The sequence below is a fragment of the Bradyrhizobium sp. ma5 genome (assembly GCF_042258955.1).
Taxonomy (GTDB): Bacteria; Pseudomonadota; Alphaproteobacteria; order Rhizobiales; family Xanthobacteraceae; genus Bradyrhizobium.
Window position 1 is genome coordinate 6,560,149 of the sequence record NZ_CP170156.1, and the last position, 17,702, is coordinate 6,577,850.

Below are 17,702 nucleotides of genomic sequence, written 5' to 3' on the forward strand. Positions count from 1 at the left end.
GGTCCGGGGCGCGCCCAACCCCAGATGCGCGATTGCGCATCGGGGAATCTCGCGCCATCACCTCGAGATTCCGGGTTCGTGCTTCGCATGCCCCGGAATGACGATGCCACTCAATAGCAATGGAAATGGCCGTGGCGGTAATAGCCGCGGCAGCGGTGGCCGCGGCGGTAGCCGCGATCCGGGATACCGAACACGCCCTTGACCGCACCCATGGCGCCGCCGACGCCGGCGCCGACGGCCCCGCCGACCACGCCGCCTATCGGACCGGCGGCCCGATTACCCTCATAGGCGCCTTCATGAGCCCCGCGGACGATGCCCTGGGCATGGCCGGCATGGGGGAAAGTCACCAGCGCCAAAGCGAGGGCTGCGGCCGCAAGCAGGAGCCGCGCGGAGAGGCCGGCCGGGATGACGGCCGCGGTCTTAACCTTGGTGTTGTTCATCTTGGTTCCTTGATGCGCGACGCGAATGCGCCGCCGGGGCGGGATTGTGAAACGCCCATGCGGCCAAATGGTTGCGTCGCGGTGACCGGCCGCGGCCGTTGCCGCGGCCTGCTCGCGAAAATGTCAGTCCGCCGTGACGGTCCGGCCCGGCTTCGGCCTTGTTTGTGCCGCGCGGGGGATTAACGATGCACGGGTCCGCAACTGGAACCAAATTCGGATTCCGTGCATATTGGTTGCGGGGACGGAGAGCCGCTACTGCGATCGGGCCTGGAGGCCAAAGGTAAAATGCGTTCGTTCCTCATTGCGTTCACTTCCGTGATGCTTTTCACGGCCGGCGCCGCGCAGGCCAAGGTCGATATCACCATCGACAAGGACAACCAGCAGATGACCGTCGCGGTCGACGGCGTCGCGCGCTATCACTGGCCGGTCTCGAGCGGCATCCCCTCGCGCGAAACGCCGAACGGCACCTTCCGCGCCTTCCGCATGGAAGAGGATCACTACTCCAAGGAATTCGACGACGCGCCGATGCCGCATTCGATCTTCTTCACCAAGATCGGGCACGCGATCCACGGCACCGACTCGGTCGGCCGCCTCGGCACGCCGGCCTCGCATGGCTGCGTGCGGCTGTCGCGCGACAACGCATCGACGCTCTACGCCCTGGTCCAGAAGGAAGGCGTGCTCAACACCACGGTGACGCTGACCGGTTCGGCGCAGGTCGCGCTGGCGCGCAATCCGCGCGGGCGCAACGGCACCGCGGTCGCCCGCCGCGCGCCGCAGCAGGACGAGCAGTATGGCACCGCCGCCGCCGGCGACCCTGTCGTCCTGACACCGCAACCGCGCGAATATCCGGCGGCACAGGCCCGCGTCGACGACGGCTACATTTATCCGGCTGACGGCAGCTCGACCGCGCAGCGCTACCCGGCGCCCCCGTCAAGCCGCCGCGTCTACGACGCGCAGGCCTATGGCCAGCAGCAATACTACGGCAACCAGGGCTACGCGGCGGCGCCGCAAGGCAATTATCAGCCGCGGCCGTACTACCAGCAGCAGCGCGGCTTCTACGGCAACAACTATCAAGACTGAGACGCAGTCTCTCCCGATCGGCTGACGGCGCCGCAAGCAGCGCGCCGTCAGTTCACGCTCCCCTCACCCGCTTGTGACCGCCGCAAAACGCCTGTGTCGCCGTCCGCCGTGGCCCGTTGTCGCGCTGTCATCTGATTGTAAAATTACCCCGATATTCGGCGGCAAGAGCGCCCGCCTTGGCCCTTGGAGGCCGATTCACGCGGAATGCCCCATGAAGCCAGGGCGAGAAGCGCGGGTCGCGTAGGCAATATCAGAGGTCGACATGAAACGGGGCATCATTGTCCTTTGCCTGTGCATCGTGGCGATGGCCGGTTATTTCACGACGGACAGATGGGCCATCCGTCACACGACGCTGACGTTCCACGACGTCCTGCGCGACGACCGCAACGTCACGGTCGAGGTCGCGGTCCGGCGCGACCGGCAAATGCAGGCGATGGCCGAGATGATCGAGCTGCCGGTCGCGATCCTGAGCCACGGCAACACCGTCAGGAACACCGAGTACTCGTTCCTCACCAACGTGTTCGCCTCACGCGGCTATCTCGTCGTCAGCATCCAGCATGATCTCGACACCGATACGCCGATGGTGACCAAGGTCGGCGAGGAATATGTCGGCCGCCGGATGCAATATAATCGCGGCGTCTTCAACATCATGTATGCGATCGACGAGCTGAAGAAACTCTATCCGAACGCAAACTATCGCGCGCTGACGCTGATCGGTCACTCCAACGGCGGCGACATCTCGATGTTCTTCGCCAGGCAGCATCCTGACCTCGTCAAGAAGGTCGTGACGCTGGACAATCTGCGCGTCCCCTTCATCACCGACAGCAAGATCAAGATCCTGTCGTTCCGCTCCAGGGACCCAGTGTTCAAGGCCGATCCGGGCGTCGTGCCTGACGACGAAACCTGCGCCAGGCTCGGCATCAAGGTGGTCAGGACCGAATTCCACCACAACGACCTCAGCGACCGCGGCCCCGACAGCGCGAAATCGTCGATCCAGGCGGGCGTCGAGCAATTCCTTGACGAGGACGCCGGCGAGACCACGCCGACGATGCCGCTGCTCGCCGCGTCGACACCCGCCTCCGCGACGACAGCACCGGAGAAGAAATAGCTATCGCGCAGACGTCGACTGGCGCTCTTCGATGCTGCCAGGCGGCGCCTACGCACGGGCGCTGCGATGGGCCCTCGCAACGAGCCAGATCGCCGAAAGCAGGAAATAGAACGCGCCGAATCCCGCATAGGGCGCGACGTCCAGAATCGTCGGCGCCACGGTGCCGATCGACCGGCTGATCATGTAGCCGCCGGCCAGCGCCGACTGCGCACCGCTCAGGATCATCGCCCATTGCGCGCCAACGTGACGCCAGCGCCTGACGCCGGTGGACAATTGCAGCACGCCCGCGAGGATCGCCCAAACCCCGAACACCGCCAGAACGGCATAGGTGTCGCGGCCGACCGCCACGATCACGGCGATCGTCGTGATCGCGCTGACCGCGACATTCAATGCCTGGGACGGGTTGGCCTTCAGGCCGCCGTTGACCCGCCCGTCCGCCAGATTGGCGATGGCGTCCCATGCCGGGTAGATCACGAGCAGGAATGAGGCAGGGCCCGCTTGCCCGCTGAAAAGAACGGCGGCAACAACCCAGGCGATCGAGAAGATCGCGCGCCCGAAATAGTAGGATTGCAGCCAGCTGGATTGGGCCGAAAGTCGGCTTTGCATCGATTAACTCCCATGTTTACATACCTACTAGTAGGTAGACAAACATCTCAGGTCAATCGGGCGTAGGGACACCTTCTTGTGTCGAACAGGTGCACCCCTCCGCCTTGACAACTTACCTACCGGAAGGTAGGCGGCCCGCCATGAGCTCAATGATTTCGACTTCAGAGCGGATTCTCGATGTCGCGCAGTCTCTCATCGTCGCGGGAGGCTATAACGGGTTCAGCTATGCCGACATCTCGGACGCGATCGGCATCAGGAAGGCGAGCATCCACCATCACTTCCCGACCAAGGCCGAGCTGGTTTCGGCGCTGGTCGATCGCTACCGCCAGCAGACCGAGCTGGGCCTGAAGGCGCTTCAGGAGCAGTCCGCCAGCCCGGTCGACCAACTGCAGTCCTATGCGAGCTTCTGGCAGGCGTGCATTCGAGATGCCGCGCTGCCGTTCTGCGTCTGCGCGATGCTTGCCGGCGAGATGCCGATGTTGCCGGACGAGGTCGCATCGCGCGTCCGCGCTCATTTCCATCATCTTGCGCGATGGCTTGCGTCGGTGCTGGGAGCAGGCGCAGAGCAGCGGCTGTTCCGGCTGGACAATCAGCCGGAACAGGAAGCTCAAATGCTGATGGCGTCGGTTCACGGAGCCATGCTCTCGGCGAGGGCGTTCAACGACCCCGAACTGTTCACCGCGATCGTCAGCTCAGAGATCGCGAAGCTGCTGGTCGCGAACCGCTAGAGCCTACTGCTCGCCGTCTCGCAGACGCCGGTACACCGCGCCCAGCACGTTCGAATAGTCGTCGGTCCAGACCCGCTGCTTCTCGTTGGCATCGGTCTCGGTCCAGACGTCTGATGATGCGAGCTTGCCGACATCGGCGTCCTCGCGCGCGGAGACCACGACCGAGGTCGAGAAGATGTACTCGTTGTCGCGGCCGGAATCCTCGCTGTAGACCCAGCTCTTCATGTCGTTTGCGTCCGCAATGCCGACCACGACGCTGGCCAGTTCAAGATGCCGGTTGGAGACGTGCATCACGACCGCGCCCTGCGGCGCCAGCTTCTCCTTGTAGATCGCCATCGCCTCCTCGGTCGCGAGATGGATCGGGATCGCGTCCGACGAATAGGCGTCGACGATGATGAGGTCGTAGACGCCGTCCGGCTCCTTGGCGAAGGTCAGCCGGGCGTCGCCGATCACGGGCTTCAGATTCGGCTCGCAGCTCTGGATGTAGGTGAAGTATTTCGGGTCGCGCGCGGTATCGACCATCGACTGGTCGATCTCGAAGAATCGCCAGTCCTCGCCCGGGAGCGATGAACAAGTCAGCGTCCCTGAGCCGAGGCCGATGACAGCCACCTTCAGCGGCGCGCCCTTGCGCTCGCGGATTGCTGTGATGGCCCGCCCGATGCCGCCATCCTTGTGATAGTAGCTGATCGGTTCCGGCCTTCCGGTGACCGGCGTGCCGTCGTCGTTCTTGAACTTCTCGGCGCCATGGATCGTGGTGCCGTGCATCAGCACGTGATATTGCCCGTTCGGCGTCACCACGATCTTGTGCACGCCGAAGAAGCTGCGCACGGTTTCGACGCGGCCATCGTCCGATGGATAGACGCGCAGCACCACCAGCGCGACCACGACGGTGGCGAAGATCTTCCAGCGGTTGGCATTCAGTGCGAGCGCGAGCAGCGCCGAGAGCACGCCGACGGCGCCGATCACCCATACCCGGTGGTCGTCGAACCAGTTGAAGATGTCGCCGGCCGAATAGCTCGGCGCGATCAGCGCCACCGCGAGCACGGCAAGGAACGGCCAGTACCAGGCGCTCCAGCGCGGCAGCCGCTCCGCGCCGCCGGGCGGACGGCACAGCGCCGCGAGCGCCAGCAGGATCGGATATTCGGCGATCCACGAGAAGGTGAACGGCGCGATCAGTCCCGCGAACAGGCCGCCGACCATGCCTCCAAACGACAGCGCGACATAGAAGCCGGTGAGATATTTCGCCGCGGGGCGGGTGCGCGCGAGCTCGCCATGGCAGGCCATCGCGATGATGAAGAAGCAGAGCTGATGGCCGCCGAGCGTGAGCAGCAGGTTCTGCTCGCCGCCGACCGCGAGCAGGATCACGACGCCGGCGATCGCCAGCGGCTGCGCCAGCAGCATCCATTTGTGCGGCAGCAGCGGCCGCGACTGGAACACCAGCACCCAGGTCAACAGATACAGCGACAGCGGCAGCACCCAGAGCAAGGGAGCGGCCGCGACGTCGGTCGAGATATGCGCCGTCACCGCGATCAAGAGGCCGGACGGCACGGCAGCCAGGAAGATCCAGCGCGCCCGCCGCGACCAGGACGGCGCCGGCGCATCGGCATCATCGACTTGCATATTGCGTGCAGCGGCATAGGCCGGCGAGCGCAACAGCAGCACGCCGCAGCCTGCGATCAGAACGATCAGCAGACCATAGCCGCTGGTCCAGATCAGGTTCTGGGTGCGCAATGTGAACATCGGCTCGAGCAGCACCGGATAGGACAGCAGCGCCAGGAAGCTGCCGATGTTCGACGACGCATAGAGAAAATATGGGTCGGGCCCGTTGGGGTGGCCGGTGCGCACGAACCAAGCCTGCAAAAGCGGATTGTTGGCTGCGAGCGCGAAGAACGGCAGGCCGATCGAGACCGCGAACAGGCCGAGCAGCCAGACCGCGTAGCCCGAGGTCGGCGGCTCGCCCCAGCCGCTTTTGATCGAGAGCGGCAATGTCAGCAGCGCGACGACGAGCAGCACGAGATGCACCACGATCGGCACTACACGGCTGTTCAGCTTCATCAGCAGATGCGCGTAGGCGTAGCCGCCGAGCAGCAGCGACTGGAAGAACACCATCGCCACCGACCACACTGCCGGCGAGCCGCCGAGCCGCGGCAGCACCATCTTGGTGAATAGCGGCTGCACCGAGAACAGCAACAACGCGCTGACGAAGATCGCGGCGGTGTAGACAACCAGCACCAGCCGGTTTCGCGAGGCGGACGGCTCAGACGACATGAATACTCCCGGTCACGATCCGGCAGATCAACACCGGGCAGATGCATTGCATTGAATCATAGCGCCACGCAGCGGGCAACACGGCCACCGATGCCAATCGCTTGAGCGGTTCAGCCTCTCACGACATCATCGGCCGGACTTGCGGCGCCGGTGAGCGGCGCAGCTTCGTCCGTCTGCGGCCGGAACGGCGTTCGTCCCATCCACGGCTGCATTTCCAGATGTTGCAGCCAATCCTTGACCGAGGGGATCCAGCCGAGATCGTCCTTGACGTGCTGCTCGCCGACCGTCCGCACCGGCACCTGCTTGCCGGCGCTGTTGGCCAGCGTCGCACCGAAGATCTTCTCGCAGAGGAAGATGCCTTCGCTGTGGTGACGCAGCGCGCGGTGTCGCACGTCGGCGAGATGCGCCTTGCTCTCGTCGAACCAGTCGTGGATCGGCAGGTAATCCTCGGCAACACCGCCGAACAGGCGCGCGGAACGCACGGCATGATGATGGGGATGCGCCATCGCAGGCTACCTCGTGATCTCGACGTTGCTTGTGACCGCATCGGCGGCGGGGTCGTCGGTCACGGTGCCCGCGTCGAGATCGACCGTGAACGCGCCGTACAGAACATGCTCGCCGGTGCCATAGCCGCTGCCGAGCAGCATGGTCGCAAACTCCGTGCACAGCCAGTCGTGAACAAAGGAGCCGATCTGGTCGTGCTCGCTCCTCTCGTCGAACCGGCGCGTCACCCCGCGCGCGACCAGCCGGTCGAGCAGCTTGCGCGCGACGAGTTGATCGACCAGTGCAGCGGTGTCGATGCGCGTGCCGTCCTGAAGCGTGGCACTCTCGAGCCAGGTGAATCCCTCGTCGTTGCCGCCGTCATAGCGGCAGTAGAGCTGCCGCACGCCAAGATCGGCGAGCACCGGAACGACCGCAGCGAGCAACCGCTGCCGGACAAAGACGGCCTGCGTGGTGCGTGCGGCATGCCAGGCTGCCGTCGCCTGCGGATTTGGCGCAGCCGGAGATTTGCGGCCACGCAGGCGATCCCACAGGCTTGGTCGCGAAAGTGGCACCTTGTCCGGCGCTGGCGGTTCGGGCGGAACGTCCAGGGAAAAATGAACGGGGTCGTGTTGGCCGCCATATTCCGGCGCCGGCAGATAGACGAACTGGTCGGCACGCGGCGGCGGCAGTTCGGAATCGTCGTCGGGCCACTCGATTTGAGTTTGATCAAAAACAAACGGCATTTGCACTCCACGGCTTGGCAACACGGAACGAACGAGGCGCCCTGCCTGCCCGCTGGGGGGCTCACGGCCCGCACCATCGCGGTCGAATTATCGTATCCGGATCGGTACGGTTTTGTGACCCGCCGGATGCGAGCGCATCGCGGACGGTGGCCGGATGAGATCATCCGGCCTATAGAAGCACCATGTCCAATCATGAAGTCGACGTCGTCATCATCGGTGCGGGGCACAACGGCCTCACCTGCGCGGCCTATCTCGCGATGGCCGGGCTCAAGGTCAGGGTCGTCGAGCGCCGCAAGGTGGTGGGCGGCGCCGCCGTCACCGAAGAGTTCTGTCCGGGCTTCCGCAATTCGGTCGCCGCCTACACGGTGAGCCTGCTCAATCCGCAAATCATCTCCGACCTGAAACTTGCCGATCACGGCCTCAAAATCGTCGAGCGCCGCGCTCAGAACTTCCTGCCCGCACCCGACGGCAGTTATCTGCTAACCGGCGAAGGCCGCACCCAGCAGTCGGTCGCAAAACTCAGCCAGCGGGACGCGGCGACAATCGGCGTGTTCTCGGGGGAGCTCGAAGCCATCGCCGATGTGCTGCGCCAGTTCGTGCTGCGCGCGCCGCCGAACCTGGTCGAGGGTTTTGGCCTCGGTGCCATGAGTGAAGCCTTCAACGCACTCGGTACCGCCAACATCCTGCGGCGGCTATCACTCGAGCAGCAGCGCAATCTGCTCGACCTGTTCACACGCTCGGCCGGCGAGATGCTCGACGAGCGTTTCGAGAACGACCTCGTCAAGGCGCTGTTCGGCTTCGACGCCATCGTCGGAAACTATGCCAGCCCCTACGCGGCCGGCTCGGCCTATGTGATGCTGCACCATGCGTTCGGCGAGGTGAACGGCAAGAAGGGCGTCTGGGGCCACGCGATCGGCGGCATGGGCGCGATCACCCAGGCGATGGCAAGCGCCGCGCGCAGCCATGGCGTCGAGATCGAAACCGATGCTGGTGTCCGCGAGGTGATCGTCGAGAAGGATCGCGCCCTAGGGGTCATCCTCGACAATGGCGAGACGGTGCGCGCCAGGTATGTCGTCTCCAACGTCAACCCGAAGCTGCTCTACACGCGCCTGGTGCCGGAGAGCGCGCTGGCAAGCGAATTCCGCACGCGCATCGCGCGATGGCAGAACGGCTCCGGGACGTTCAGGATGAACGTGGCGCTTGATACCCTGCCCTCGTTCACCGCGCTGCCCGGCACCGGCGATCACCTCACTGCGGGCATCATCATCGCGCCTGGTCTCGGCTACATGGATCGCGCCTGGCGCGATGCGCGTGAGTCCGGCTGGAGCCGCGCGCCGGTCGTTGAGGTTTTGCTCCCCTCGACGCTCGACGACAGTTTGAGCCCGCCGGGCCAGCACGTCGCGAGCCTGTTCTGCCAGCACGTCGCGCCGCAATTGCCCGACGGCAAATCATGGGACGATCATCGCGATGAGGTCGCCGATCTCATGATCGCAACCGTCGATAATTACGCCCCCGGCTTCGCGGGCAGTGTGATCGGCCGCCAGATCCTGTCGCCGCTCGACCTCGAGCGGCAGTTCGGCCTGCTCGGCGGCGACATCTTCCACGGTGCGCTGACCTTGAACCAGCTGTTCTCGGCGCGCCCGATGCTCGGCCATGCCGATTACCGCGGACCGCTGCGCGGTCTCTACCATTGCGGTTCCGGGGCCCATCCGGGCGGCGGGGTCACCGGCGCCCCCGGGCATAACGCCGCGCGGGCCGTGCTCGCCGACCATCGCGCGCTGTTCACATAGGGCGGAGGACGCACCGGGCGCGCCGATGGCGTGGCAAGCTGTGGACATGTCTGTTGAGAAGCTGTGGGTCGACCGTGGTCAGACCTGGTGTCCCCTAGCGGGACAATCGGTGAGTATTCCGGTGGACTGCCTGTGGAACAGAGGCCGACAACCCCGGGACGAGGCTGTATGTCTTGTGGACAGGCTACGTGAGGCGCTGTGGACAACCTGTCAAAAAGAAAACACCGGGCCTCGTTGCCCGGTGCTTGCTCGAGAACGCCGTCTGCGAAATTACTTGAGCGAGCTGGCGACCGTGTTGAACGTCCCGCTCAAGTTGGTGCCGACGCCATTCACCGCAGCGATGATGGCGATGGCGATACCGGTCGCGATCAGTCCGTATTCGATGGCGGTCGCGCCGGCTTCATTCTTCAAGAATCTAACGAAAAGAGTCTTCATTGCAGCCCTGCCCTGGGTTGTGATGCCTTGGAACCGGGGAGTTCCCTGTTCCGGAACCGGTACTACTACGGTGAAATCTAAAGTTGCCTGAATCGGGAACCTATCGATTCTCGCGAAATTCGATTGAATACGGGTTGAAATTTTAACAAAAACCGCGCTACCGGCCTCCGATGACCCCATCCACACACCGCGCCAGCGTCACCCTTCCAGACGAATCGACCGCAAAGCGCGTGGTCGACACGCTGTCCGAGCTGTTTTTCGAGGATCAGGCGGCTTTTGCCGCCTTCGAGCGGCCGGATGGCCGCTGGGACGTCACCGTCCATTTTGCCGAGGCGCCGGACCAGATCTTGCTGCGCGAGCAGGTCGGCCAAGCCGTGCGGCAGGATGTCGCATCGACTTTGGTATTTGACACCATCGAGGCGAAAGACTGGGTCAAGGCCAGCCTGGAAGACCTGGTCCCGGTCGCAGCCGGCCGGTTTATCGTCCACGGCCAGCATGACCGGCACAGGATACCTCCGAACAAGCTCGGGATCGAGATCGAAGCGGCGCTCGCCTTCGGCACCGGCCATCACGGCACCACGCGCGGTTGCCTGCTGCTGCTCGACCACGTGCTGAAGGCCTATCAGCCCCGCCGGGTGCTCGATCTCGGCACCGGGACCGGCGTGCTGGGGATCGCCGCCGCCAAGGCGCAACATCGCAAGGTGCTGGCGAGCGACATCGACCCGCCGTCGGTCAAGGTCGCAGAGGAGAACGCCCGGCTGAACGGGGCAGGACACCTGGTGGATGTGATCCGTGCCACCGGCTTTGCGTCGCCGCGGTTTGTCGAGGACGGGCCGTTCGATCTGGTGCTCGCCAACATCCTGGCCAATCCGCTGCGCCAGCTGGCGGGGCCGATGGCCCGGCACCTCGCGTCGTCCGCTCAGGTCATCCTCTCGGGCTTGCTGACGCATCAGGCGCCGGCGGTCATTGCTGCCTATCGCGCCCGCGGGCTGGTGCCGCTGCGGCATCTGAAGATCGAGGGCTGGAGCAGCCTGCTGCTGCGCTCGGTCAGGTGAAATGACCGGCGCCGGCAGAAAGTGCGGCGACTGCACGCTCTGCTGCAAGGTGATGGCGATCGAGGCGCTGGCGAAGCCGGCCAACGCATGGTGTGCGCATTGCAGGCCGGGGCACGGCTGCCGGATCTATCCGAGCCGGCCGGCGGAGTGCCGCGCGTTCGGCTGCGTCTGGCTGGTCAACGAGCTTTTGGAGGAGCACTGGAAGCCCTCCCGATCGAAGCTCGTCCTGACCACGTCGGACGACGGGCTCGAGGTCAGATGCGATCCGGGCTTCCCGGATGCCTGGCGCAGGCAGCCGTTTCGCAATGAGCTCAGGGAATGGGCGATATCCGGCGAGGCGCTCGACATGACCGTCGTCGTGATCGTCGGTCAGCGCATCACGCTGCTGACGGCGGAGCGCGAATTCGATCTGGGTGTCGTCGGCTCCGATGAGCGGATCATGCGTGAACTCGAGGGCACCAGGGTCGTCAACGTAACCGTGGCGAAGGCGTCCGACCTGGAATAGTCGCCAAAGGGGCAAGGACTAAAGCCTTGCAACGGCAGGTATCATCAAGCGTTGGTCCGGAATCTTGGCAAGGGAGACCATGTGCATGAAACGTACGGTTCGCGCTTTGACAATTGCGGCGATCCTCACCGTCGTGTCTCCGGCGGTCGCCAATGAAGGGGCCGGCTTCCGTCCCGTCAGCGGCCGCAGCCATGCTGGCGAGTCCTATCGCGATTATGCGATCGGGAGGCATGACAACCGGCTGCGGCTGCGCAGCGGCGGTCGCGAGCGTGGCTGGCCGAGCGGATCGTATCCTCTGGAGTACGAAGACCGGGACCGAGGCGTGTACCTCGGCCAGCGTCACGACGATTAAAGGAATGCTAGGCGGATGGCTCAGAATCGCGGCCGGGCGTCTCGACGTTGTCCTGACCGGCTGCGCGCCTGGCCCGCGCCGCGACCAAACGGTCTAGCATCTGCACGATAACGCCACGCTGCTTCTGTTCGATCGGAGGGATCGGGCCGCGGGGGACCGGCGGCGAGATCTTCTCAAACGTGAATGCAGGCATCGTGCTTCTCCTCACCGTTGAGTTGAGACACTCCTGGACACCCCCCGTACGCTTGACCGTCGATGGTGGACATCGTCCAGTCACTTCAACTATGCCATGATTCAAGCATAAGTAATGCCAAAAATGTGGTCATGCCTCAGCGCGTCGGCGCGAAGATCATGCTGCATCCGAAGAGAGTGCAAAGGCGATGTTCGAAGCCCATTTCCAGACGTTCGAAGAGCCCGAAGGCGGCGTGGCGCTGACCGCGCGCTTGAGTGCACTGCGCGAGGAATTGGCGCGGCGCAAGCTGACCGGGTTTGTGGTTCCGCGCGCCGATCAGCAGCAGAATGAGTATGTTGCGGCGTCCGAGGAGCGGCTTGCCTGGCTGACCGGCTTCACCGGATCGGCCGGGCTCGCGATCGTGCTGAGCAAGGAAGCCGCCTTGTTCGTCGACGGACGCTACACGCTGCAGGCCGGCAAGCAGGTCGACCGCAAGGCCTGGCAGGTCGAGCCGCTGGTCGATCCGCCGCCGGAGCACTGGCTGACCCGACATCTGGCAGCCGGCGACCGCCTAGGATTTGACCCGTGGCTGCACACTTCTGCGGCAGCCGAACGGCTGGCAGCGGCCTGCGCCAAGGCCGGCGCCGAGCTGGTCGCCGTCGACGGCAACCCGGTCGATACGATCTGGCACGAACGACCGGCACCGCCGCTCGGCCCGGTCGCCATCCACGGCGCGCAGTTTTCCGGCGAGATCGAGGCCGAGAAGCTGAAGCGCATCCGGCTCGAGATCAACAAGCTCGGCGTCGATGCGCTGGTGCTCTCCGATAGCCACGCGGTGGCCTGGACCTTCAACATCCGCGGCGCCGACGTCTCGCACACGCCGCTGCCGCTGTCCTACGCGCTGGTGCCGAAGGAAGGCCGGCCGCTGGTGTTCATCGATCACCGCAAGCTGTCCAACGCGACCCGCGACCATCTCGAGCAATCCGCCGATGTCGAGGAGCCGGAGGCGCTGACACCGAAGCTCACCGAGCTCGCCAAACGCGGCGCCTCGATCGCACTCGACAGCGCGACCGCGGCCGACGCGTTGAGCCGGCAGATCTCCGGCGCCGGCGGCAAGCCGGTGCGCGGCAGCGATCCGGTCAGCCTGTTGAAGGCGGTCAAGAACCTCACCGAGATCGACGGCACGCGCACGGCGCACCAGCGCGACGCGGTGGCGCTCGTGCGCTTCCTCGCCTGGGTCGACCGCGAGGCGCCCTCCGGCCACCTCACCGAGATCGACACCGTCGAGGCGCTGGAAACCTTCCGCCGCCAGACCGGCGCGCTGAAGGACGTCTCGTTCCCAACCATCGCCGGCACCGGACCGAACGGCGCCATCGTGCATTATCGCGTGACGCGCAAGAGCAACCGCCGCATCGCGCCCGGCGATCTCCTGCTGATCGATTCCGGCGCGCAATATGAGGACGGCACCACCGACGTCACTCGCACCATCGCGATCGGCCAGCCGACCGACGAGATGCGCGACCGCTTCACCCGCGTGCTGCGCGGCCATATCGCGATTGCCCGCGCGGTCTTCCCCGACGGCACCACCGGCGCACAGCTCGACAGCTTCGCGCGGCAACATCTCTGGCAGGCCGGCATCGATTTCGAGCACGGCACCGGCCACGGCGTCGGCAGCTATCTCAGCGTCCATGAAGGGCCGGCGCGGATCTCGAAGCTCGGCACCACACCGCTGAAGCGCGGCATGATCCTGTCCAACGAGCCCGGGTACTACAAGACCGACGCCTATGGCATCCGGATCGAGAACCTCGAGCTGGTGATCGGCACCGACATTGCCGGCGCCGAGAAGCCGGTCAACGCATTCGAGACCCTGACCCTGGCGCCGATCGATCGCCGCCTGATCGAGGTCAGCATGCTGAGCGAAGGCGAATTGAGCTGGCTCAACGACTACCACGCCCGCGTCGCCCGCGTGGTGCGTCCGCATCTCGATGACAATGCCACGAAGCTGTGGCTGGATGAGGCAACGGCGGCGCTGACGTAGCGGCGCGCTCAAGCGTCCACACATTCGGTGTCATCCCGGTACTCGGTGTCATCCCCCGCGAAAGCGGGGGATCCAGTACGCCGCGGCCCATCGGTTCAAATACGCCTGCCTCTGGAATACTGGGTCCCCCGCTTTCGCGGAGGACGACAGTGGAATTTGCGGCTGACGACAGCGGCGCTTGTTGCGCGAGACGAAACTCCACCGGTTCGCCGCCCGAAATGCATGGGCGTATGCCGAAACACCCGTATTCCGCGCGGACAGGCACGCTACAGTCGTTCCACAATGCTGGATCGGACCTGAATGCACGGCGTGATGGGCAAGCCGCCCGGCGCGGCCACAAATAACATCGCGACATCGAAGGTCATGCTGCTGATGCTCGTCGTGATGACGGGCGTCGCGCCGATCTCGCTCTACATGCTGGTTCCGGCGCTGCCGGTGCTGGCGACCACGTTCGGCCGCGACATTTCAATCGCGCAGATGACTGTGTCGCTCTACATGGTCGGCATCGCGCTCTCGCAGCTGATCATGGGACCGCTGTCCGACAAGTTCGGTCGCCGTCCGGTGCTGCTCTCCGGCCTCGGTCTGATGGTGCTGGCCGGCATCGCCTCGGTGTTCGCCGAGACCCTGCCGCAACTGATCGCGGCGCGCTTCTTCCAGGCGCTTGGCGGTGCCAGCGGCATGGTGATCAGCCGCGCCATCATCCGCGATCTCTATCCGCGCGAGCGGGTCGGCGCCATGATCAGCCTCGTCGTCGCCGCGCTGATGATCGCGCAGATGGTGAGCCCGCTGACCGGCGGTCTCTTGGAGACCACGTTCGGCTGGCGCGCGATCCTCTATCTCATCACCGCGGCGTCGCTGATCACCACGATCTTCATTGCGCTGGCACTGCCTGAAACCCGCCGCGACCGCGCCGACAGCTCGAGCTTCCGCGGCGACCTCGGCAGACTGATGCGAAGCCGCGCCTTCGTCGGTTATCTGCTGTGCCAGGTGCTGGCCTCGCAGATCATCTTCGCCTTCGCCGGCGGCGGTCCCTATATCGTCGTCACCCAGATGGGCCGCAGCAGCGCCGAATACGGCGCGTGGTTCGCGATGACAGGCTTCGGCTATTTCATCGGCAATTTGCTCTGCGTGCGCTTCGCGCCGCGCCACTCGCTGGAGAAGCTGATCTGGTTCGGCCTCGCGCTGCAGGTCGGCGGCAGTCTCTTGAACCTGATCTGGAGTTTCGCCGGGCTGAACCAGGCGCCGCTCTGGCTGTTCGGCACCCAGATGATCGTGATGGTCGCCAATGCCTTCGTGATGGCCAATTCGGCCGCCGGCGCCATCAGTATCCGCCCCGAGGCCGCCGGCACCGCCTCCGGCGCCATGGGCTTCCTGCAACAGGGCATCGGCTCGCTGATCTCGCAGTTCGGCGCCTATCTCGGCGGTCACTCGACAACGACGCTGCCGCTGACATCGGCGCTTTTCGCGATCTCGCTTGCCTGCGCCTGCACCATGATCTTCGTGGTGCCGCGGCGGAACGTGGTGGTGAGCGAGGAGCTGATAGCTCAGGCCGAGGAGGATGAGCAGGGGATGATGTGAGGCGTGCGCTCGTACCGCGCTCTCGCCTCGTCATCCCCCGCGAAAGCGAGGGATCCAGTACGCCGCGGCCTACCGGGTGAATCACTGCGGTCTCTGGAATACTGGGTCCCCCGCTTTCGCGGAGGACGACAGCGGAGAATGCGGCGCTCCTGCGCGCACCTCACTCCTCGATCAGCTTCAGCCACTCGTCTTCGGTCAATACCGCGACGCCGAGCTCGCGTGCCTTGGTCAGCTTCGAGCCGGCCTCTTCGCCAGCGACGACGTAATCCGTCTTTTTTGAAACCGAGCCCGCGACCTTGGCACCGAGACGCTCGGCCATCGCCTTGGCTTCGTCGCGGGTGAACTTCGTCAGCGACCCCGTGAACACCACGGTCTTGTCCGAGACCGGCGAGCTGTTGCGCGGCTGCTCGGCGGGCTTCACCTCGATCTGGTGCAACAATTCACCGAGCGCCTTGACGTTGCGCGGCTCGGCAAAGAACTCGACCACCGCATCGGCGACGATCTCGCCGACGCCATCGATATCGTTGAGGTCCTGGTAGGCCTCGGTGGTGTTCTCCTCATCCGTGCTGCCCTTGGCGGCGGCCAGCATCGCGTCACGGAAATTCTCGATCGTGTGGTAGTGGCGCGCCAGCAGCTTGGCATTGCCTTCGCCGACATGGCGAATGCCGAGCGCAAAGATCAGCCGATGCAGGTCGATGTTGCGGCGGGCGTCGATCGCGTCGAACAGGTTGCGTACCGAGGTTTCGCCGTAGCCTTCGCGCTCCATCAACTTGCTGGTCGAACGTTTGTCTCGCTCGCGAAGGGTGAAGATGTCGACCGGCGACATCACCAGCCCGTCGTCGTAGAATTCCTGGATCTGCTTCTCGCCGAGACCATCGATATCGAAAGCAAGGCGCGACACGAAATGCTTCAGCCGCTCGACCGCCTGCGCCGGACAGATCAGCGCGCCGGTGCAGCGCCGCACCGCCTCGCCCTCCTCGCGAATCGCGTGGCTGCCGCACACCGGGCAAGTGTCCGGAAACTTGTACGGCTTTGCACTCTTCGGCCGCTTGTCCAGAACGACGCTGACGACCTGGGGGATGACATCGCCGGCGCGCTGCACCACGACAGTGTCGTCGATGCGCAGATCGACGCCATCCCGGATCGGATTGCCGTCGTTGCCGATGCCCTTGATGTAGTCCTCGTTGTGCAGGGTCGCGTTCGAAACCACGACGCCGCCGACCGTCACCGGCTCGAGCCGCGCGACCGGCGTCATCGCTCCGGTGCGTCCGACCTGGATGTCGATGCCCTTGAGAATCGTCGTTGCCTGTTCGGCCGCGAATTTGTGTGCGATGGCCCAGCGCGGGCTGCGCGACACGAAGCCGAGCCGTTCCTGCCAGTCGAGGCGGTCGACCTTGTAGACCACGCCGTCAATGTCGTAGCCGAGCGAGGCCCGCTGCTCGCCGATCTTGTTGTAGAATTTCAGGACGTCATCGACGCTCTTGCAGAGCGTGATCAGCGGATTGACCACAAAGCCTGCTTTGTCCATCCACTCCAGCATGCCGTGCTGGGTGTCGGCGGGCGGCTCGCTCATTTCTCCCCATGTGTAGGCGAAGAATTTCAACGGTCGTGACGCGGTGATCGAGACGTCCTTCTGGCGCAGCGAACCCGCTGCCGAATTGCGCGGATTGGCAAACACCGTGTCGTCGGCCGCGGCCTGCTTCTTGTTCAGCTCAAGGAAGTCCTTCTTGAGCATGTAGACTTCGCCGCGCATTTCGCAGGCGGCCGGAACGTTGCGCCCCTTCAGGCTGTGCGGGATGTCCTTGATGGTACGGACATTGGCGGTGACATCCTCGCCGGTGAAGCCGTCGCCACGGGTTGCGGCCCGGATCAGTTCGCCATTTTCGTAGCGCAGCGAGAGGGACAGGCCATCGATCTTCGGTTCGGCGACCAGCGCCGGAATATGGTCGGCATCCAGCTTGAGAAAGCGCCTGATACGTTCGACGAATTCGGTGACGTCCTCGTCGCTGAACGCGTTGCCGAGCGACAGCATCGGAACGACATGCTGCACCTTGGCAAAGCCGCGGGCCGGCGCAGCGCCGACCGTCTGCGTCGGCGAGTCCCTGGTGACGAGATCGGGAAACCTGGCCTCGATTGCTTCCAGGCGCTGCCGCAAGGCGTCGTAGGCCGCGTCCGATACGGTCGGCGCGTCCTTCTGATAGTAGCGCTCGTTGTGGCCCTCGATCTCGAGTGAAAGCCGCATGTGCTCGACCTTGGCCTGGGCCTTGGTGAGCTTGTCGACGTCGACCAGCGCTTTCTTCGCCTTGGCAGCCATCGGCAGA

At 64.8% G+C, this 17,702-nt stretch carries 17 protein-coding genes; 9 read left to right on the forward strand and 8 right to left on the reverse strand.

The genetic code is table 11. The features are described from left to right. Positions 1-110: 110 nt before the first annotated feature. The gene (locus tag ACE103_RS30950; RefSeq protein ID WP_375776134.1) at positions 111-440 is read right to left on the reverse strand and encodes a hypothetical protein; all 330 of its coding nucleotides are present in this window, start codon (positions 438-440) and stop codon (positions 111-113) included. A 285-nt stretch (positions 441-725) separates the two neighbouring features. Between ACE103_RS30950 and ACE103_RS30955 the strand changes: the two genes are divergently transcribed. Continuing rightward, entirely contained in the window at positions 726-1,520 is a 795-nt protein-coding gene (locus tag ACE103_RS30955; protein ID WP_375776135.1) for a L,D-transpeptidase, read from the forward strand. Positions 1,521-1,782: 262 nt separating this feature from the next. Further along, positions 1,783-2,628, forward strand: a complete 846-nt coding sequence (locus ACE103_RS30960; protein WP_375776136.1) for an alpha/beta hydrolase — start codon at positions 1,783-1,785, stop codon at positions 2,626-2,628. A 48-nt stretch (positions 2,629-2,676) separates the two neighbouring features. Here the strand turns inward: ACE103_RS30960 and ACE103_RS30965 are convergent, their stop codons facing one another. After that, positions 2,677-3,234: a DUF308 domain-containing protein gene (locus tag ACE103_RS30965; protein WP_375776137.1), complete on the reverse strand. Its 558-nt coding sequence runs from the start codon at positions 3,232-3,234 to the stop codon at positions 2,677-2,679. 140 nt (positions 3,235-3,374) lie between these two features. Here ACE103_RS30965 and ACE103_RS30970 point away from each other — a divergent pair, with 140 nt between their 5' ends. Then, complete coding sequence (locus ACE103_RS30970; protein WP_375776138.1) at positions 3,375-3,962, forward strand: TetR/AcrR family transcriptional regulator; 588 nt, start codon at positions 3,375-3,377, stop codon at positions 3,960-3,962. A gap of 3 nt (positions 3,963-3,965) precedes the next feature. On the opposite strand, the gene ACE103_RS30975 is transcribed toward ACE103_RS30970, so the two are convergent. The 3 genes from ACE103_RS30975 to ACE103_RS30985 all read right to left on the reverse strand — a co-directional run bounded on the left by ACE103_RS30975 (position 3,966) and on the right by ACE103_RS30985 (position 7,456). Next, positions 3,966-6,230, reverse strand: coding sequence for a spermidine synthase (locus ACE103_RS30975; RefSeq protein WP_375776139.1), 2,265 nt, complete (start codon positions 6,228-6,230; stop codon positions 3,966-3,968). Positions 6,231-6,340: 110 nt separating this feature from the next. Further along, entirely contained in the window at positions 6,341-6,736 is a 396-nt protein-coding gene (locus ACE103_RS30980) for a DUF6915 family protein (RefSeq protein ID WP_375776140.1), read from the reverse strand. Positions 6,737-6,742: 6 nt separating this feature from the next. After that, positions 6,743-7,456 carry a hypothetical protein gene (locus tag ACE103_RS30985; protein WP_375776141.1) on the reverse strand — a complete coding sequence of 238 codons (714 nt, stop codon included), beginning with the start codon at positions 7,454-7,456 and terminating at the stop codon, positions 6,743-6,745. A gap of 182 nt (positions 7,457-7,638) precedes the next feature. On the opposite strand from ACE103_RS30985, the gene ACE103_RS30990 reads away from it, so the two are divergent. Beyond that, positions 7,639-9,246, forward strand: coding sequence for a phytoene desaturase family protein (locus ACE103_RS30990; protein ID WP_375776142.1), 1,608 nt, complete (start codon positions 7,639-7,641; stop codon positions 9,244-9,246). Between the two features lie 270 nt (positions 9,247-9,516). Here the strand turns inward: ACE103_RS30990 and ACE103_RS30995 are convergent, their stop codons facing one another. Further along, positions 9,517-9,681, reverse strand: a complete 165-nt coding sequence (locus ACE103_RS30995; protein ID WP_223975461.1) for a Flp family type IVb pilin — start codon at positions 9,679-9,681, stop codon at positions 9,517-9,519. Between the two features lie 170 nt (positions 9,682-9,851). Here ACE103_RS30995 and ACE103_RS31000 point away from each other — a divergent pair, with 170 nt between their 5' ends. The 3 genes from ACE103_RS31000 (at position 9,852) to ACE103_RS31010 (ending at position 11,593) form a co-directional block, all read left to right on the forward strand. Beyond that, positions 9,852-10,736 carry a 50S ribosomal protein L11 methyltransferase gene (locus ACE103_RS31000; protein ID WP_375776143.1) on the forward strand — a complete coding sequence of 295 codons (885 nt, stop codon included), beginning with the start codon at positions 9,852-9,854 and terminating at the stop codon, positions 10,734-10,736. A gap of 52 nt (positions 10,737-10,788) precedes the next feature. Continuing rightward, complete coding sequence (locus ACE103_RS31005; RefSeq protein WP_375776144.1) at positions 10,789-11,241, forward strand: hypothetical protein; 453 nt, start codon at positions 10,789-10,791, stop codon at positions 11,239-11,241. An 85-nt stretch (positions 11,242-11,326) separates the two neighbouring features. Further along, positions 11,327-11,593: a hypothetical protein gene (locus tag ACE103_RS31010; protein ID WP_223975456.1), complete on the forward strand. Its 267-nt coding sequence runs from the start codon at positions 11,327-11,329 to the stop codon at positions 11,591-11,593. A gap of 7 nt (positions 11,594-11,600) precedes the next feature. Here ACE103_RS31010 and ACE103_RS31015 read toward each other — a convergent pair whose 3' ends face one another. Continuing rightward, positions 11,601-11,786: a hypothetical protein gene (locus ACE103_RS31015; protein ID WP_223975455.1), complete on the reverse strand. Its 186-nt coding sequence runs from the start codon at positions 11,784-11,786 to the stop codon at positions 11,601-11,603. Between the two features lie 187 nt (positions 11,787-11,973). Between ACE103_RS31015 and ACE103_RS31020 the strand changes: the two genes are divergently transcribed. Both ACE103_RS31020 and ACE103_RS31025 read left to right on the forward strand, forming a co-directional pair. After that, complete coding sequence (locus ACE103_RS31020; protein ID WP_375776145.1) at positions 11,974-13,803, forward strand: aminopeptidase P family protein; 1,830 nt, start codon at positions 11,974-11,976, stop codon at positions 13,801-13,803. A 300-nt stretch (positions 13,804-14,103) separates the two neighbouring features. Beyond that, a complete protein-coding gene (locus tag ACE103_RS31025; RefSeq protein ID WP_375776146.1) occupies positions 14,104-15,381 on the forward strand; it encodes a multidrug effflux MFS transporter in 1,278 nt (425 codons plus the stop codon). Between the two features lie 160 nt (positions 15,382-15,541). On the opposite strand, the gene ligA is transcribed toward ACE103_RS31025, so the two are convergent. After that, on the reverse strand, positions 15,542-17,695 hold the full coding sequence (ligA, locus tag ACE103_RS31030; RefSeq protein ID WP_375776147.1) for an NAD-dependent DNA ligase LigA: 2,154 nt from the start codon (positions 17,693-17,695) through the stop codon (positions 15,542-15,544). Positions 17,696-17,702 lie beyond the last annotated feature (7 nt).

Coding starts and splice junctions, on each gene's coding strand:
- ACE103_RS31015 (WP_223975455.1), bottom strand. CDS start 11,786: ATGCCTGCATTCACGTTTGAGAAGATCTCGCCGCCGGTCCCCCGCGGC.
- ACE103_RS31010 (WP_223975456.1), top strand. CDS start 11,327: ATGAAACGTACGGTTCGCGCTTTGACAATTGCGGCGATCCTCACCGTC.
- ligA (WP_375776147.1), bottom strand. CDS start 17,695: ATGGCTGCCAAGGCGAAGAAAGCGCTGGTCGACGTCGACAAGCTCACC.
- ACE103_RS30970 (WP_375776138.1), top strand. CDS start 3,375: ATGAGCTCAATGATTTCGACTTCAGAGCGGATTCTCGATGTCGCGCAG.
- ACE103_RS31000 (WP_375776143.1), top strand. CDS start 9,852: ATGACCCCATCCACACACCGCGCCAGCGTCACCCTTCCAGACGAATCG.
- ACE103_RS30985 (WP_375776141.1), bottom strand. CDS start 7,456: ATGCCGTTTGTTTTTGATCAAACTCAAATCGAGTGGCCCGACGACGAT.
- ACE103_RS30965 (WP_375776137.1), bottom strand. CDS start 3,234: ATGCAAAGCCGACTTTCGGCCCAATCCAGCTGGCTGCAATCCTACTAT.
- ACE103_RS30950 (WP_375776134.1), bottom strand. CDS start 440: ATGAACAACACCAAGGTTAAGACCGCGGCCGTCATCCCGGCCGGCCTC.
- ACE103_RS30960 (WP_375776136.1), top strand. CDS start 1,783: ATGAAACGGGGCATCATTGTCCTTTGCCTGTGCATCGTGGCGATGGCC.
- ACE103_RS30980 (WP_375776140.1), bottom strand. CDS start 6,736: ATGGCGCATCCCCATCATCATGCCGTGCGTTCCGCGCGCCTGTTCGGC.
- ACE103_RS30990 (WP_375776142.1), top strand. CDS start 7,639: ATGTCCAATCATGAAGTCGACGTCGTCATCATCGGTGCGGGGCACAAC.
- ACE103_RS30955 (WP_375776135.1), top strand. CDS start 726: ATGCGTTCGTTCCTCATTGCGTTCACTTCCGTGATGCTTTTCACGGCC.
- ACE103_RS31025 (WP_375776146.1), top strand. CDS start 14,104: ATGCACGGCGTGATGGGCAAGCCGCCCGGCGCGGCCACAAATAACATC.
- ACE103_RS30975 (WP_375776139.1), bottom strand. CDS start 6,230: ATGTCGTCTGAGCCGTCCGCCTCGCGAAACCGGCTGGTGCTGGTTGTC.
- ACE103_RS31005 (WP_375776144.1), top strand. CDS start 10,789: ATGGCGATCGAGGCGCTGGCGAAGCCGGCCAACGCATGGTGTGCGCAT.
- ACE103_RS31020 (WP_375776145.1), top strand. CDS start 11,974: ATGTTCGAAGCCCATTTCCAGACGTTCGAAGAGCCCGAAGGCGGCGTG.
- ACE103_RS30995 (WP_223975461.1), bottom strand. CDS start 9,681: ATGAAGACTCTTTTCGTTAGATTCTTGAAGAATGAAGCCGGCGCGACC.